Here is a 14,783-nt window from a genome sequence, read left to right as displayed (position 1 = left end):
CTCAGCGAATTCTGCGAGAAGCACCGCACCATGACCGACCCGGCATTTACCCCAGACATCGAAGCCATCAACCGTATTGACGCGGTGCCGGTGATCCTGAGCATGGTCAAGCACCTGACCGGCATGCGCTTCGCCGCAGTGGCCCGGGTGACCGAACGCAACTGGGTGGCCTGCGCCGTGGATGACTCGATCGATTTCGGCCTGTTGCCGGGCGGTGAACTGGTGCTCGAATCGACCATTTGCCATGAAATCCGCCAACACCAGCAACCGGTGATCTTCGGCCACGCCAGTGCGCACCCGATCTTCTCCGTGCACCACACGCCGAAGACCTACGGTCTGGAAAGCTACATTTCCATCCCGATCATCCAGGCCAACGGCGACTTCTTCGGCACGCTTTGCGCGATCGACTCGGTACCGGCGAACCTCGACGAACCGGCGATCGCCAAGACACTCACCCTCTTCGCTCAATTGATTGCCATGAGCCTGGACACCCAAAGCCGTCTGGAAGCGACCACCGTCGAACTGAGCAACGCCAACGAACTCGGGCGCCTGCGCGAGCAATTCATCGCCGTGCTGGGCCACGACCTGCGCACCCCGCTGAGCGCCGTGCGCATGAGCGCCGACCTGCTGCACAGCAAAACCGAGGATAAACGTTCGCTGAACCTGATCGCGGCGATTCGCAACAGCTCAGTGCGCATGGGTGTGCTGATCGAGAACATCCTCGACTTCGCCCGCGGTCGCCTGGGCAGCGGCATCCCGGTGCAGCGCAAGTTCGTGCAGGACCTGGAGCAGGTTCTGCAACTGAACGTTGCCGAAGCGCAGGCGGCCTATCCGCAGGCAACCTTCGTTCACGATCTGGATTTACCGATGGGAGTCTACTGCGACGCGCTGCGCATCAGCCAATTGCTCTCCAACCTGCTGAGCAACGCCGCCACCCATGGTTCGAACAGCACGCCAATTGTGCTCAAGGCCTTTGCCGAACACGACGAGATCGTCATCACCCTGACCAACCACGGCACACCGATCCCGGCGCAACTGCTGCCGCGGCTGTTCGAACCTTTCACCCGCGCCGAAGCCGAGCAGAGCCGCGAAGGACTGGGCCTGGGCCTGTACATCGCCGCGCAGATAGCCAAAGCGCACAACGGCACGTTGCACGTGACGTCAGACGCCGAAGCGGGAACCTGCTTCACCGCAAGATTCCCGGCCCGGCTCCATCCCTCACCCTAGCCCTCCCGAAACGTCGGACCGCCCAAAGGGAGAGGGAACTGAACACGGTGGATTCGAGAGCTAAACCGACGTGGAATACCGAGTCGAACTCAAGTTTTGAAAAATCAAAAGCCCCTCACCCTAACCCTCTCCCGGAGGGAGAGGGTACTGACCTCGACGAATTCGAGAAATACGCCGACGTGGAATACCGAGTCGAACTCAAGTTTTGAAAAATCAAAAGCCCCTCACCCTAGCCCTCTCCCGGAGGGAGAGGGGACTGACCTCGACGAATTCGAGAAATACGCCGACGGGGAATACCGGGTCGAATGCAGACTTGAAAGCAAAATCAAAAGCCCCTCACCCTAACCCTCTCCCGGAGGGAGAGGGAACTGACCGAGTTGTTTGGACAAAGTGCGCCAACGCTCGATACCGAGTCGAATGCAAGTATCAAAACCAACCAAAATCGGCACCCTCTCCCTCGGGAGAGGGCTGGGGTGAGGGGCGAATCCAAAACAATCCCAAGCCAACCACCCGCTTCTAACCACTCAACAATGAGCGTTAGCTCGCGTGCCCCTGATCTTGATCTTGCCTAACCAGCGACATCGGAAGGCTGAGCGCAGGGATTGATCCGGGCGTGGGAGCGCAGCGACCGTCTGGCGCAGCCAGACACAGCGGAAGTAGGTGCAGCGCAGCAAACCGTAGCCGCTGCGCCCGGATCGATCCCGGAGCGAAGGGACCCGAGCCTGCGAGGGCCGAACGCAGGAGCAAAGCCTTTTGGTTCCTTTTTGGCGTCTGAAAAAGGGACTCGCCGTAAGGGCGAAACCACCAGACGCATCACCCGAAGAAACGGATATACACCCAAAACAACCCGAGCATGGTCGGCCCTAAGGCCGCCAAGACAAAAAAAACCCCACAACCAAAAGGCGTGGGGCAAAGGAATTGGTTGGTTGCGGCCAACCAAAGGAGCTCAGCCAAATCAAAAAATCAGATGCAATCCTGCGCCGCCCGCTCAAAGCTCGACGGCAACAAATTCGAGGCCAGCAAGTGCCGCTCATAAATGAACACCTTGCCGCCATTCCCCGCCTTGTAAGCCTCAAGCACGTTGTCTGCGGAAATCTTGCTCGGCACCACAATCCGATAACTGCGCTGGGTCTGCGAAACCATCGGGTTCAGCGCACTGCCCTGCAACTTCGGCACCACGCACTCAGCGTACTGTGCCGGGGTCTTGCTGGTCTGCAAGGTCAGGCTCGGATTGTTCGGCGCCGAAGCACAACCGGCGAGCAGCAAGGAAGCGACAGCCATCGCAGGAACGAATAAAAGACGCATTGGTGTAATCCTGAAAATAAAGGTTCGGTTCAACCGGCAACGGTTCAGCCTCACGGAGCTGCCGTCGCCATTTATGTTTTGAGCGATCAGCTCGACGCCACCAGGGCCTTGAGCGATACATCGAATTGCTTCAAGGCGTCGAATTGCAGGTCGCGTTGTTTATCGATCTGTGCAGCGATCGCCGGTGCTGCCTGGTCATGCACCCAGACCGAAGGCAGCTGTTTTTCCACCGCGCCTTCAGCCTTGCCGATGTATTGCAGGTCGGCATCGTAGAAGCGTGCGGTAAATCGCGCCTCGACCAGGCTGTTACGCTGGGTCAACAAGCGATTGAAGGTATCGAGCTTGACCACTACGTCCGGGTGCGCCTGCACCAGGGCATCGAGGTTGTCGTAGACCGTCACCGAGAGAAACTGTTGTTGCAACGAACTCACCAGCCAGTCGATAGCCAACTCCGGATCGGAACTGCCGACAAACGCTTCGCGAATCCGCGAATCCAGCGCGTCTTTGGCGCCATTGGCTGCCATGTCGTGGTAACGCTCAAGGTATTGCAGGTTGTCCAGCGTGTTCGCGCTGAGCAACACGCCGACGGTTTGCGAATGCTGCAAGGTTGCGCCGCTGCTACCCAGGCTCTGGAAGTGGCACGCCCCGGCGTCGGCTGCGTAGGTCGGTGCGGTAAACATCGCGCCCGCGGTCAGCAGGGCGAGCAAAGCCAGTCGGGGCAGCATGTTCATCGCGCAATTTCCTTGAGCGGCGTGGTCGATGGAGGCGATTTTCCGCCGATCGCCGGCAAAGCAGAACTTGCGTTTCTTGATGGTCACTATTACTTCTAGCAATAGTTGCGCTCGCGCAGACTGCGAGACACTCCAATACAACGACAAAGACCCGTGAGGTTTGCCTTGAGAACGTTCGACCTGATCCGTGACGCCGTTTTGCCCGAATACCGCGACCGCGTCGCCGAGTATCTGGTGCAGTACGAGAACGTGTTGCTGGATAAAAACAACAGCGACCCACAGCTCAACAAAGACACCGCCAACCAGTTGCGCGGCTACCTGCGCGGGCTCAACACCACGCGCGTGTTGGGTATGGCTTATTGGGAAGAGCTGGATCGCCGAGTGGTCGACACCTGGCTCGCGCCTGCGCCATGACCGTCTAGACTTGCCGGGCGTTGTCCCGTCAGTCGAACCGGAGGTGCGTCATGAGCAACAGCGAACCCACAACTTTCAACGGCTGGGCTGCGACCGCGGCCGGCGCCCCGCTCGAACCTTACAGCTATGACCCCGGCCCCCTCGGCGAGGAAGACGTCGAAGTCGCCGTGGAATACTGCGGCGTCTGCCACTCTGACCAGTCGCTGATCGATAACGATTGGGGCATCAGTCGTTACCCGTTCGTACCCGGCCACGAAGCCGTCGGCAAAATCGTGCGCATGGGCTCGCAAGTGCGCGGCCTGCAGCTCGGCCAGCGTGTCGGTATCGGCTGGTATAAAGGCAGCTGCATGCATTGCTCATCGTGCATGTCTGGCTCGCAACAACTGTGCGGCACCGCGCAACCGACCATCATTGGCAGCAATGGCGGCTTCGCCGATCACCTGCGCGCGCATTGGGCGTGGGCGGTTGCGGTCCCGGACAGCCTCGATCCGGCGTTGGTCGGGCCACTGTTTTGCGCCGGTTCCACGGTGTTCAACCCGTTAATGCAATTTGGCGTGAAACCGACCGATCGGGTCGGCGTGGTCGGCATTGGCGGGCTTGGGCATCTGGCGCTGCGCTTTCTCAACGCATGGGGCTGCGAAGTCACCGCATTCACCTCGTCCCTGAACAAGCAGGACGAGGCCAAACGGCTCGGCGCGCACAATGTGGTTGCCTCGACCGACAGCAACGCGCTGAAGGCGATTGCCGGCAGCCTCGACTTCCTGCTGATCAGCGCCAACGCCGACCTCGACTGGCCGGCGATGCTGGCGACGCTACGCGCCAATGGCCGCTTGCATTTCGTCGGCATCGTACCCAGCGCGATTCCGGTGCATGTGTTCGATCTGATTCCGCAGCAGAAATCTCTATCCGCCTCCCCTGTCGGTTCGCCGGGCACCATGGCGACCATGCTCGAATTCTGTGCCCGGCACCAGATTCTGCCGCAGGTCGAGATGTTCCCGATGAGCAAGGTCAACGAGGCGGTCGATCACCTGCGCAGTGGCAAAGCGCGCTACCGCGTGGTGCTCGACGCCAGCCAATAAAGCCAGGGCGCGGCGGTGCCAGCCGACCGCGCCCTCTGCGAAAAACCCGTTCGAACGCTTACAATCGCCGGCCCAACCGCTCAATCAGACAGGCCCGCCCGGAAATGCTGCTCGACCCGCCAACGATGCTCACCATCACCATCGCGCTTGCAGCCGCTGCCGCGCTCTACCTGGCGGTCGAATGGCGCAGCATTCGCGAACCTTCGCTGCTGTTCTGGAGCGCCGGTTTCGCCACGATCAGCGTGGGCTCGACCCTCGCCCTGTTGCGCAGCAGCGGCTTCCTGTGGCTAGGCATCTGGTTCGCCAACGGCTTGCTGGTGACCGCGCACTTCTTTTTCCTGCTCGGCGTGGCGCGTTTTACCCAGACACGGCTGTCGCCGGCCTGGTACCTGATTTTCCTGACCTGGCTGGTGATGCTGCTGTTGCCGGACGGGCCGTTGTGGTCGAAGGCCATGCTGGTGGCCAATTCGCTGCTGGTGGCAGTCCCCACGCTCAAGGCCAGCTCGCTGCTGCGCCCGCATGGCAAGTCGCTGAGCGTCGGCGCGGTGCAACTGCGTTATGTACTGCTCGGCCATGGCCTCTTCTACGTCGCAAAAGCATTGACCGTGGTGATTCCTGGCACGTTGATCGATCTGGCGGCGTTTCGCGGCGAGATCATTCAGATCTCTTTGGTCGAAGGCGCAATGGCGATCATGTTGATTGCGCTGTCGATGACCGGTACCGAACGTTACCGCCGCGAAAAGCAGATTGCCCGCCTCGCCGAGCGTGATCCGCTGACCGCCCTGTACAACCGCCGCGCCCTGGAAAAACGCGCAACGCGCCTGTTGCAACAGGTTTCGCCGAAACAGCCGGGCGCCCTGCTGCTGATCGACATCGACAATTTCAAACTGGTCAACGACCACTACGGCCACACCGCCGGCGACCGCTTGCTGATCGCCCTGAGCGAAATGATCCTCGCGGCCCTGCCGCGCAATGCACTAACGGCGCGACTCGGCGGTGACGAGTTCGTCATCCTGTTGAACAACGCTTCCAGTGAGCGCATCGTCGAACTGGGCAACACCTTGCGCGACCAGTTTCTGACGATGGCCTCACAGACCTTTGCCACGCCGGCCGCCGTCACGCTGAGCATCGGCGCTACCTTGTTCGACACCGCACCGCCCAGTCTTGCCGCCCTGATCGAACAAGGCGATCTGGCGCTCTACGAATCCAAACGCGGTGGGCGCAATCGTCTGCGTCTGACCGGGCTCACCACTTCAGGATAATAAAAACCATGTCCAGCCTCGACACGCCCCTGCAAGACCTCGCCGCCCCCGAAGGCGTCTGCTACGGCTGCGGCGGCCGCAACCCACACGGCTTGCACGTCAAAAGCCGCTGGCACGACGACGGCGTCCACGTTATCGCCGAGCATTTGCCGGACAGCCAATATTGCGGCTGGCCGGACCTGGTCTACGGCGGCCTGATCGCCATGCTGGTCGACTGCCACTCCAACTGGACGGCGATGGCCTACCACTACCGCGCAGAAAACCGCGAAGCCGGCAGCTTGCCGCGCATCGATTGTGTCACCGGCAATCTGGGGATCAAATTCATCAAACCGACACCCATGGGCGTGCCACTGATCTTGCGAGCCAGGGTTGACGGTGAAGTCGGGCGCAAGACGCGAGTGATTTGCGAAGTGTATGCAGGGGAAGTGCTGACGGCGGTAGGCGAGTCTGTGTTTGTGCGGGTGGATACCGGGCAGTTGGCGGATGCGGCGCATGGGCGTTGAAATCTTGTATCAAAATTTTTGCGACAGACTGATAGACCGACTGGCCTTCATCGCTAGCAGGCTAGCTCCCACAGGGATTTTTGCAGTTTTCACGGGATGTGTCAGAAAACGAATAGCGCGTTAAAGAAGCACCCGACTGTGCTTCTTTAACGGACGGAGTCAGTGCGCGAATGCCGCCCGCGCCGAATGCAACTTCTTATAGCTCTCAATCAAACGCAAATGCCGATCCAGCCCTTCCAGCTTCATGCTCGTCGGGGTGAGTCCGTAAAAGCGTACGCTGCCGTTGACCGAGCCAATAGCTGCGTCCATGCGCTCATCGCCAAACATGCGGCGGAAGTTGGCTTCGTAGTCTTCCAGTTGCAGATCTTCGTCCAGCTCCATCTCCAGCACGACGTTGACCGCTTGATAGAACAAGCCGCGTTCGACGGTGTTGTCGTTGTATTGCAGAAAGGCTTCGACCAGGTCCTTGGCTTGTTCGTACTTCTGCAGAGCGAGGTAGATCAGCAGGCGCAGTTCGAGGATCGTCAGTTTGCCCCACGGCGTGTTGTCGTCGAACTCGATGCCGATCAGCGTGGTGATGTCGGTGTAATCGTCCTGTTCGCTGTTTTCCAGACCTTGGGCAAGATTGCGCAGGCCGACTTTGCTCAGGTTGTGCAGGTTGAGAATATCGGCGCGAAATTGCAGGGCTTTGTTGGTGTTGTCCCAGATCAGGTCTTCGATCGGGTAGATCTCCGAATAATCCGGCACGAGGATGCGGCAGGCCTTGGCGCCGATGTGCTCGTACACCGCCATGTAGACTTCCTTGCCCATGTCCTCAAGGATGCCGAACAGCGTCGCCGCTTCTTCGGCATTGGAGTTTTCACCCTGGCCGGAGAAGTCCCACTCGACAAACTCGAAGTCTGGTTTGGCACTGAAGAAACGCCACGACACCACACCGCTGGAATCGATGAAGTGCTCGACAAAGTTGTTCGGCTCGGTCACGGCCTGGCCGGAGAACGTCGGCTGCGGCAGGTCGTTGAGGCCTTCGAAACTGCGGCCCTGAAGCAATTCGGTCAGGCTGCGTTCCAGCGCCACTTCCAGGCTTGGGTGCGCACCGAACGAGGCGAATACGCCACCGGTGCGCGGGTTCATCAGGGTCACGCACATGACCGGGAATTCACCGCCCAGCGAGGCATCCTTGACCAGCACCGGGAAGCCCTGCTCTTCCAGGCCTTTGATACCGGCGAGGATGCTCGGGTATTTTTCCAGCACTGCTTGCGGTACGTCCGGCAGGGCCATTTCGCCTTCGAGGATTTCGCGCTTCACCGCGCGCTCGAAAATCTCCGACAGGCACTGCACCTGCGCTTCGGCCAGGGTGTTGCCGGCGCTCATGCCGTTGCTCAGGTAAAGGTTTTCGATCAGGTTCGACGGGAAGTACACCACTTCGTTATCGGACTGACGCACGAACGGCAGCGAACAAATACCGCGCTGGGTGTTGCCAGAATTGGTGTCGAACAGATGCGAGCCGCGCAGTTCGCCGTCGCGGTTGTAGATCTTCAAGGTGTAGTCGTCGAGGATCTCGCTCGGCAACTCGTCTTTTGCGCTCGGCTTGAACCACTTTTCGTCCGGGTAATGGACGAAGTCGGCGTTGGCGATCTCTTCGCCCCAGAACTGGTCGTTGTAGAAGAAGTTGCAGTTCAAGCGCTCGATGAACTCGCCCAGCGCCGAGGCCAGAGCGCCCTCCTTCGTGGCGCCCTTGCCGTTGGTGAAACACATCGGCGAATGCGCATCGCGAATGTGCAGCGACCAGACGTTGGGCACGATGTTGCGCCACGAGGCGATTTCGATCTTCATGCCCAGGTCGGCGAGGATGCCCGACATGTTGGCAATGGTCTGCTCCAGCGGCAGGTCTTTACCGGCGATGTACGTGCCCGCTTCAGAACCCGCATGCGGCATCAGCAAGGCCTGCGCATCGGCGTCGAGGTTCTCGACTTCTTCGATGATGAATTCCGGGCCGGTTTGCACGACTTTTTTTACGGTGCAACGGTCGATCGAACGCAGAATGCCCTGGCGGTCCTTGTCGGAAATATCTGCCGGCAATTCAACCTGGATCTTGAAGATCTGGTTGTAGCGGTTTTCCGGGTCGACGATGTTGTTCTGCGACAGACGAATGTTTTCCGTGGGGATATTGCGCGTGTCGCAGTACAACTTCACAAAGTAAGCCGCACACAACGCCGACGACGCCAGAAAGTAGTCGAACGGCCCCGGTGCCGAGCCATCACCCTTGTAGCGGATGGGCTGATCGGCGATCACCGTGAAGTCGTCGAACTTGGCTTCAAGTCGAAGGTTGTCGAGAAAGTTGACCTTGATTTCCATGCGGGATTACCAGAATACGGCTAAACGAATGGCCGCCATTATCCGGCTTTTGCGCACGATGTCTTGTGCTTTCGGGATTCGCCGCCAGCCGGCGACACTGGCATTTTCGGCAAATTCGCTACACTTCGAAGCAACGCGTCGTCATCCATGACAACAATCTGAACAATGTCCCCGCGCCGTTGTTCTAGATTCAGAAGACACCGGATCAAGGACGAGCACATGGCCGTTACTGCTTCTGCGCACCCCCTGCCGAGCCCGCAACGCGCGGTCACCCGCCGCCTGGCCATTGCGGTCGGCGCGTTGTTCGTTGCCGGCGTCATTGCCGCGGTGAGCGCCCTGCTCGGCATTGCCAATCAGCTTGATGAAAAAGACGTCGAACAAAACCGGTTCTATTCGGCCAGGGCGTTGGAAAACCGCATTACCACCTCGAAAAACTACATCACTAGCTACGCCTACTGGACCACCGCTTACGAACATTTGAGCGGGCCGGTCGATACGGACTGGGCGTACGCCGAGCAGAACATGGGCAAAACCATGTTCACCAGCGACGGCTATGACGGCGTCTTCGTGATCGATCGCAATCGCACCAAATACTCGGTGATTCGCGGGCAGATGGTCGAGACCGACCTTGCCGAGGTGCTGCAGGTGCCTGCCGCAGAATTACTGGAACAGGCGCTGAGTCAGCCGGACCTGACCAAACCGATTGCCACCTATTCCTTGTTCGAAGGCTGGCCGGCATTGATCACGGCGGCCCCGATCATTCCCAACGATGAACGCCCGCTCGATGAATTGAAAAATACCTCGGTGTTGATCTTCGTCGACAAACTGACCCCGACCAAACTACGCAAAATCGGCAGCGGCTACGGCCTGACCAACCTGACGCTGGCTCCGGACGACAGCATCCAAAGCACTCAGCCAAGGGTGCCGCTCGACAGCACCGGTTACAGCCTGATTGCCGATCTGCAACGCCCCGGCCAGCAACTGTTGTGGTCGTTGATCCCGCCCCTCGGCGCGACGCTGATCGTGCTGATGCTGCTGACTGCGTATTTCTTCCGCCATGCCCTACGCTCATCGCAATACGTCGACAACAGCATTGAAGCGATGCAGGCCTCCAATCTCGCGCTGGAAAGTGCCAACCATGCCCTCGAAGCCAGTGAAGAGCGCTTTCGTGCGGTGGCCGAGGCGGCTTCGGACTGGATCTGGGAAGTCGACCGCGATCTGTTGCTGACTTACCTGTCGGCACGCTTCAGCGAGGTCACCGGTTATCCGCAGACCTTGTGGCTGGGCCAGCACATCGGCGAATTGCTCACCTGTGACACGACACCGCTGGAGTTGTGGCTGCGCAAGCTCAGCGAAGAAACCAGCAGCAGCGATTTGCGCTGTACCTATCGCGATCACTCCGGACAACCGCGCCACTGTCGGCTGTCGGCACGACCAATCTTGCATCAGCATAATGTCGTCGGCTATCGCGGCACCGCCAGCGACATCACCGACGAAGTGGCCGCCCATGCGCAGATTCAGCACTTGTCGATGCACGATGCCCTGACCGGCCTGCCGAACCGCAACAAACTGGCGCGATATCTCGATGAAGCCCTGCTGCTCAAGGAACACGCGCCGCCGCTGTCGCTGCTGATGATCGACCTCGATAATTTCAAACCGATCAACGACTCACTCGGCCATCCGGCCGGCGATGCGGTGTTGCAGGAAGTCGCCGTGCGCCTGCGTGAATGCACGCGCGAAGACGACATCGTCGCGCGCCTGGGGGGCGATGAGTTCATCGTCGTTCTTAACGGCATGGACACGCATCACGAGATCGACAAATTCTGCACACGGCTGATCGGCAGCCTGCATCAGCCGGTCCTGTTCGAAGAACATCCGCTGCACATCGGCGCCAGTATCGGTATCGCCCTCAGTCGGCGTCACGGTTACGTGCCCAGTGATCTGATCCGCTATGCCGACATCGCGCTGTATCAGGCCAAATCCGACGGCAAGAACACCTGGTGCTACTTCGAAGCACACATGAGCGATCAGATCCAGACGCGTCGGCAGATGGAAGACGACATGCGCCACGCGCTCAAGCACAACGAATTCATCCTGCATTACCAACCGCGCTACAAGGTCGATGGCAAGCAGATCGTCTCGGTCGAAGCGCTAGTGCGCTGGCAGCATCCGACCAAGGGTCTGCTCGGCCCGGACGTATTCATTCCGTTGGCCGAGCAGACCGATCTGATCGTGCCCCTCGGACGCTGGGTATTGCGCGAAGCCTGCGAGACCGCGCTGGCATGGCCGGAGGACGTGCTGTTGTCGGTGAATCTGTCGCCGGCGCAATTCGCCGTCAGCGACGTGGTCGAGGATGTGCGCGAAGTGCTGGTTGCCACGCGCTTTCCGGCCAGTCGCCTTGAACTGGAAATCACCGAAAACGTCATGCTCAACGACACCGACGGCGCATTGACTACCATGAATGCGCTGAAAGAACTTGGCGTGCGCCTGAACATGGACGATTTCGGCACGGGTTACTCTTCGCTCGGTTACCTGCGCGCCTACCCTTTTGATGGCATCAAGATCGACAAGCGCTTCATCGCCTCGATCAGCAGCGGGACCAATGATCGCGCCGTGGTGCAGGCGATCATCGGCCTGGGTAAAGCCATGGGCCTGACCGTGACTGCCGAAGGCGTCGAGACCGAAGAACAACTGGATATTCTCGGTGTCGACCAGTGCAATGAAGTCCAGGGCTATTTCATGAGTCGGCCGATCGACAAAGCCGCGTTTGCCGAGTTGTTGCAGGCCTCACGCCTGTCGCCGGTGAGCAGCATTGCCACCAGAAAGGGCCGGGTGACCTGAGGTCAGCCCTGCCCGGCCACCCGCACCTTGCCGCTGAAGACCTTGAAGCCGAACGTGTTGTAGGCCAGCGTCAGCGGTACCAGCACGGCAAAACCGATCAGCATGAATACCTGGCTGTTCGGGCTGGACGCCGCGGCGCTCAGGGTCAGGCCCGGCGGGATGATGTAGGGAAACAGCGCGACCAGCATCGCGGCGAAGGCCAGTACGAAGACACCGAGCGCGGCGAACAACGGCAGGAAATCCCGGCGGCTGCGAAAACCCCGGGCAAAGACCAGCAAAGAAACGCCGAGGAGCAACCCCGCCGGCAACCACAGCCGTACATCCAGCAAGCGTTGCGCGTATTGCGGATGCAACGTGGCAGTCCACGCAACCAGTGCCAGCAGCGACAGCACGACGATCAATGCCAGAACCCGCGCCTGCCGCGCAGAGCGCTGCTGCAACTGATCCATCGTTCGCCAGTAAAGCCAGCAGGCGCCCAGCCACAGATAGCCGAGCACCAGCACCCCACCGCAGAACAGCGCAAAAGCACTGAGCCATTCACGGCCATCGCCGCTGTATTGACCATTGTGATGCGCAACACCCTGCACCAGCGTACCGAGCACCATGCCCTGCACGAACCCGGTCAGCAGCGATGCGCCCGTCAACACCCTGTCGATCGCCCGTTTGCGCCGTTCACTGGACGCATGGTCACGAAACTCCAGCGCCACCGCCCGCGCGATCAACGCCAGGAACATCACAATGAACGGTACATACAGGGCCGGCAGTAAAATCGCGTAAGCCAGCGGAAACAACGCGAGCAACCCACCGCCACCGAGTACCAGCCATGTCTCGTTGGCGTCCCACACCGGCAGAATCGTCACCGCCATGGCTCGACGCTCGCGGCTGCAAGCCGTCACGCCCATGAGCATGCCGACGCCCAGGTCGGTGCCATCGAGAATCACGTAGTTCATCACCGAGAACGCCAGCGCGGCGGCGCTGAGCAGGGTCAGCCAGTCAGTGTCCATGCAGCGGCGTCCTCAAGAATGCCCGGTTTCGTCAGCCAGGGTCGGTTGCGGTCCCGGCTCATCGGCTTGCGGCGGCTTACGCAGCAAGCGCAGCAACACCCACAGGCCGATGGCGAAAATCAATAGATAGAACAGCAGGATCAACCACGTCGAACCGAGCACTTGCGCACGCGATACCGACGACAGACTGTCCGCCGTACGCATCAAGCCGTACACCGTAAACGGTTGTCGGCCGACCTCGGTAACGACCCAGCCGCTGAGCATCGCCAGAAATCCGGCCGGGGCCAGCCACACGCAACCGCTCAAAAACCAGCGCGCGCTGTACAGGCGCCGACGCCGGCGCAGGATCAGGCTGATCACGCCTTGCGCAAGCATCAACAGCCCCAGCCCGACCATCAGGCGAAAGGCAAAAAACACCGGAGCCACCGGCGGGATGTCTTGCGGCGGGAATTCATCCAGCGCGGCGATGCTGCTGTGTAGATCGTGATGTAAATACAGCGAGCCCGCGCGTGGAATCGACAATTCCCACAGGTTGCGGCGCTCGTTCATGTCTGGCCAGGCCAGCAGGCGCAACGGTTCGCCAGCGCCTGCGGGTGGTCGGGTCCACGAGCCCTCGATCGCAGCGACCTTCTGCGGCTGGACCTGCAAGCTGTGCCGGCCATGCAGATCGCCGACCACGATCTGCAGCGGCATCAACAGCGCGATTACCCACAGGGCCATGGAAAACTGCAAGCGCGCACGGGGATTGTGCGCGGCCTTGCGCAATTGCCAGGCGCTGGCGCCGGCAATCAACGTGGCACTGCCGATGAACACGGCGAGGATCATATGCGCCAGACGATGCGCAAACGACGGATTGAAAATGATTGCCCACCAGTCCTCGGCGATGAATCGGCCGTCCGCGGCAATCGAATAGCCTGCCGGCGTTTGCATCCAGGAATTGGCAGAGAGAATCCAGAACGCACTGATCAGTGAACCCAGCGCCACGGCACAGGTGGCAAAAAAATGCAGTTTCGGGCCGACCTTTTTCAGGCCAAACAGCATGATGCCGAGGAAACCCGCTTCGATGAAAAACGCCGCCAGTACTTCATAGAACATCAGTGGCCCGATGACGTCGCCGGCCTGCACCGCCAGCCGCGACCAGTTCAACCCGAACTGGTATTCCAGAATCAACCCCGACGCGGTGCCCACTGCGACGTTGAGCGCGAACACTTTCAACCAATAACGATAAACATCCAGATAAACCGTGCGCCCGGTTTTCAACCACAACGCTTCCAGCACCATGAGGAAGTTGGCCAGACCGATGCTGAACGCCGCCAGCACGATGTGAAAACTGATGGTGATTGCGAACTGGGCGCGGGCCGCCATCAGGGCGGAATCAACGGACTCCATGCGCGCATTCAGCCACTGAAAAACAGCGCAAGCTTGTTGCCCTCGGGGTCGCGCAGGTACGCCACATAGAAGTCCGGCGTGTATGCCTCGCGCGTGCCCGGCGCGCCTTCGTCGCTGCCGCCGTTGTCGAGTCCGGTCTTGTAAATCTGATCAACCTGCTGCCGGGATTCGGCGCGAAACGCCGGCATCATGCCGTTACCCGCAGTCGCCGGCTCGCCGTTAAACGGTTTGGCGATGTGCACGCTACCGGGCCCGTTGGACTTGTCGGCCGCGCCGGGCAGATAGAAACAATCGTGTTCTTCGCGATCATGCTGATAACCCAGCGGCGTGAGGATCGCGTGATAAAAGGCCGCCGAACGTTCCACGTCATTGGCGCCGATAAACAGATAACTGAGCATGGGGATGTTCCTCCGCTGGCCATTCAACCGTGGGTTTGTTCTTCGTTATGGGTGAACAGATTGCCGGCGTCGCGCACCAGTTGCCGCCATTCCGCAGCGGTGATCAGGCCTTGTTCCTCCATCGCATCGGCGGCCCTGAGCAGTTCGTCGTAGCGCTGCTCGGGGTCCGGATCGTCCTGTGTTTGCGCCGCCAGTTCGCGCCAAGCCGCCAGTGATGCCTGTTTTTGTTGATCGAACATGCGGGTATCTCCTGAAAGACTCACCCGGTAGAAAGA

General features: G+C 60.1%; 13 protein-coding genes. 6 read left to right on the top strand and 7 right to left on the bottom strand.

The window, feature by feature from the left end; translation table 11 throughout:
• The first annotated feature begins 30 nt into the window (after positions 1–30).
• On the top strand, positions 31–1,227 hold the full coding sequence (locus ACGSLL_RS15845) for a GAF domain-containing sensor histidine kinase (RefSeq protein WP_394507020.1): 1,197 nt from the start codon (positions 31–33) through the stop codon (positions 1,225–1,227).
• 963 nt (positions 1,228–2,190) lie between these two features.
• Here ACGSLL_RS15845 and ACGSLL_RS15840 read toward each other — a convergent pair.
• Together ACGSLL_RS15840 and ACGSLL_RS15835 are read right to left on the bottom strand one after the other, a co-directional pair.
• Positions 2,191–2,532, bottom strand: a complete 342-nt coding sequence (locus ACGSLL_RS15840) for a hypothetical protein (RefSeq protein WP_394507018.1) — start codon at positions 2,530–2,532, stop codon at positions 2,191–2,193.
• 86 nt (positions 2,533–2,618) lie between these two features.
• Positions 2,619–3,263: an ATPase gene (locus tag ACGSLL_RS15835; protein ID WP_394507017.1), complete on the bottom strand. Its 645-nt coding sequence runs from the start codon at positions 3,261–3,263 to the stop codon at positions 2,619–2,621.
• 165 nt (positions 3,264–3,428) lie between these two features.
• Here ACGSLL_RS15835 and ACGSLL_RS15830 point away from each other — a divergent pair, with 165 nt between their 5' ends.
• From ACGSLL_RS15830 to ACGSLL_RS15815, 4 genes are all read left to right on the top strand, one after another.
• Entirely contained in the window at positions 3,429–3,677 is a 249-nt protein-coding gene (locus ACGSLL_RS15830; RefSeq protein ID WP_394507016.1) for a hypothetical protein, read from the top strand.
• A gap of 50 nt (positions 3,678–3,727) precedes the next feature.
• Positions 3,728–4,756, top strand: a complete 1,029-nt coding sequence (ahr, locus tag ACGSLL_RS15825) for an NADPH-dependent aldehyde reductase Ahr (protein WP_394507015.1) — start codon at positions 3,728–3,730, stop codon at positions 4,754–4,756.
• A gap of 104 nt (positions 4,757–4,860) precedes the next feature.
• Positions 4,861–6,018 carry a GGDEF domain-containing protein gene (locus ACGSLL_RS15820; protein ID WP_394507014.1) on the top strand — a complete coding sequence of 386 codons (1,158 nt, stop codon included), beginning with the start codon at positions 4,861–4,863 and terminating at the stop codon, positions 6,016–6,018.
• Between the two features lie 8 nt (positions 6,019–6,026).
• A complete protein-coding gene (locus tag ACGSLL_RS15815; RefSeq protein WP_394507013.1) occupies positions 6,027–6,521 on the top strand; it encodes a PaaI family thioesterase in 495 nt (164 codons plus the stop codon).
• Positions 6,522–6,680: 159 nt separating this feature from the next.
• Here the strand turns inward: ACGSLL_RS15815 and ACGSLL_RS15810 are convergent, their stop codons facing one another.
• Positions 6,681–8,876 carry an OsmC domain/YcaO domain-containing protein gene (locus ACGSLL_RS15810; protein ID WP_394507012.1) on the bottom strand — a complete coding sequence of 732 codons (2,196 nt, stop codon included), beginning with the start codon at positions 8,874–8,876 and terminating at the stop codon, positions 6,681–6,683.
• Between the two features lie 219 nt (positions 8,877–9,095).
• Between ACGSLL_RS15810 and ACGSLL_RS15805 the strand changes: the two genes are divergently transcribed.
• Positions 9,096–11,717 carry a bifunctional diguanylate cyclase/phosphodiesterase gene (locus tag ACGSLL_RS15805; RefSeq protein ID WP_394507011.1) on the top strand — a complete coding sequence of 874 codons (2,622 nt, stop codon included), beginning with the start codon at positions 9,096–9,098 and terminating at the stop codon, positions 11,715–11,717.
• 2 nt (positions 11,718–11,719) lie between these two features.
• Here the strand turns inward: ACGSLL_RS15805 and cydB are convergent, their stop codons facing one another.
• The 4 genes from cydB to ACGSLL_RS15785 are packed head-to-tail and all read right to left on the bottom strand — an operon-like array spanning position 11,720 to position 14,747.
• Positions 11,720–12,721 carry a cytochrome d ubiquinol oxidase subunit II gene (gene cydB, locus ACGSLL_RS15800; protein ID WP_394507010.1) on the bottom strand — a complete coding sequence of 334 codons (1,002 nt, stop codon included), beginning with the start codon at positions 12,719–12,721 and terminating at the stop codon, positions 11,720–11,722.
• A gap of 12 nt (positions 12,722–12,733) precedes the next feature.
• Positions 12,734–14,110, bottom strand: a complete 1,377-nt coding sequence (locus ACGSLL_RS15795; protein WP_394507009.1) for a cytochrome ubiquinol oxidase subunit I — start codon at positions 14,108–14,110, stop codon at positions 12,734–12,736.
• 8 nt (positions 14,111–14,118) lie between these two features.
• Positions 14,119–14,508, bottom strand: coding sequence for a VOC family protein (locus ACGSLL_RS15790; RefSeq protein WP_394507008.1), 390 nt, complete (start codon positions 14,506–14,508; stop codon positions 14,119–14,121).
• 23 nt (positions 14,509–14,531) lie between these two features.
• Positions 14,532–14,747 (bottom strand): hypothetical protein, encoded by a 216-nt coding sequence (locus ACGSLL_RS15785; protein ID WP_394507007.1) that lies wholly within the window; start codon positions 14,745–14,747, stop codon positions 14,532–14,534.
• Positions 14,748–14,783 lie beyond the last annotated feature (36 nt).

The organism is Pseudomonas retamae (assembly GCF_043496865.1).
Lineage (GTDB): Bacteria > Pseudomonadota > Gammaproteobacteria > Pseudomonadales > Pseudomonadaceae > Aquipseudomonas > Aquipseudomonas retamae.
This window is presented reverse-complemented; position numbering and strand designations above follow the sequence as displayed.

What these genes read in the sequence shown, in the direction of transcription:
- ACGSLL_RS15845 (WP_394507020.1), top strand. Translation starts at nt 31, where the DNA reads ATGACCGACCCGGCATTTACCCCAGACATCGAAGCCATCAACCGTATT.
- ACGSLL_RS15840 (WP_394507018.1), bottom strand. Translation starts at nt 2,532, where the DNA reads ATGCGTCTTTTATTCGTTCCTGCGATGGCTGTCGCTTCCTTGCTGCTC.
- ACGSLL_RS15835 (WP_394507017.1), bottom strand. Translation starts at nt 3,263, where the DNA reads ATGAACATGCTGCCCCGACTGGCTTTGCTCGCCCTGCTGACCGCGGGC.
- ahr (WP_394507015.1), top strand. Translation starts at nt 3,728, where the DNA reads ATGAGCAACAGCGAACCCACAACTTTCAACGGCTGGGCTGCGACCGCG.
- ACGSLL_RS15820 (WP_394507014.1), top strand. Translation starts at nt 4,861, where the DNA reads ATGCTGCTCGACCCGCCAACGATGCTCACCATCACCATCGCGCTTGCA.
- ACGSLL_RS15815 (WP_394507013.1), top strand. Translation starts at nt 6,027, where the DNA reads ATGTCCAGCCTCGACACGCCCCTGCAAGACCTCGCCGCCCCCGAAGGC.
- ACGSLL_RS15810 (WP_394507012.1), bottom strand. Translation starts at nt 8,876, where the DNA reads ATGGAAATCAAGGTCAACTTTCTCGACAACCTTCGACTTGAAGCCAAG.
- ACGSLL_RS15805 (WP_394507011.1), top strand. Translation starts at nt 9,096, where the DNA reads ATGGCCGTTACTGCTTCTGCGCACCCCCTGCCGAGCCCGCAACGCGCG.
- cydB (WP_394507010.1), bottom strand. Translation starts at nt 12,721, where the DNA reads ATGGACACTGACTGGCTGACCCTGCTCAGCGCCGCCGCGCTGGCGTTC.
- ACGSLL_RS15795 (WP_394507009.1), bottom strand. Translation starts at nt 14,110, where the DNA reads ATGGAGTCCGTTGATTCCGCCCTGATGGCGGCCCGCGCCCAGTTCGCA.
- ACGSLL_RS15790 (WP_394507008.1), bottom strand. Translation starts at nt 14,508, where the DNA reads ATGCTCAGTTATCTGTTTATCGGCGCCAATGACGTGGAACGTTCGGCG.
- ACGSLL_RS15785 (WP_394507007.1), bottom strand. Translation starts at nt 14,747, where the DNA reads ATGTTCGATCAACAAAAACAGGCATCACTGGCGGCTTGGCGCGAACTG.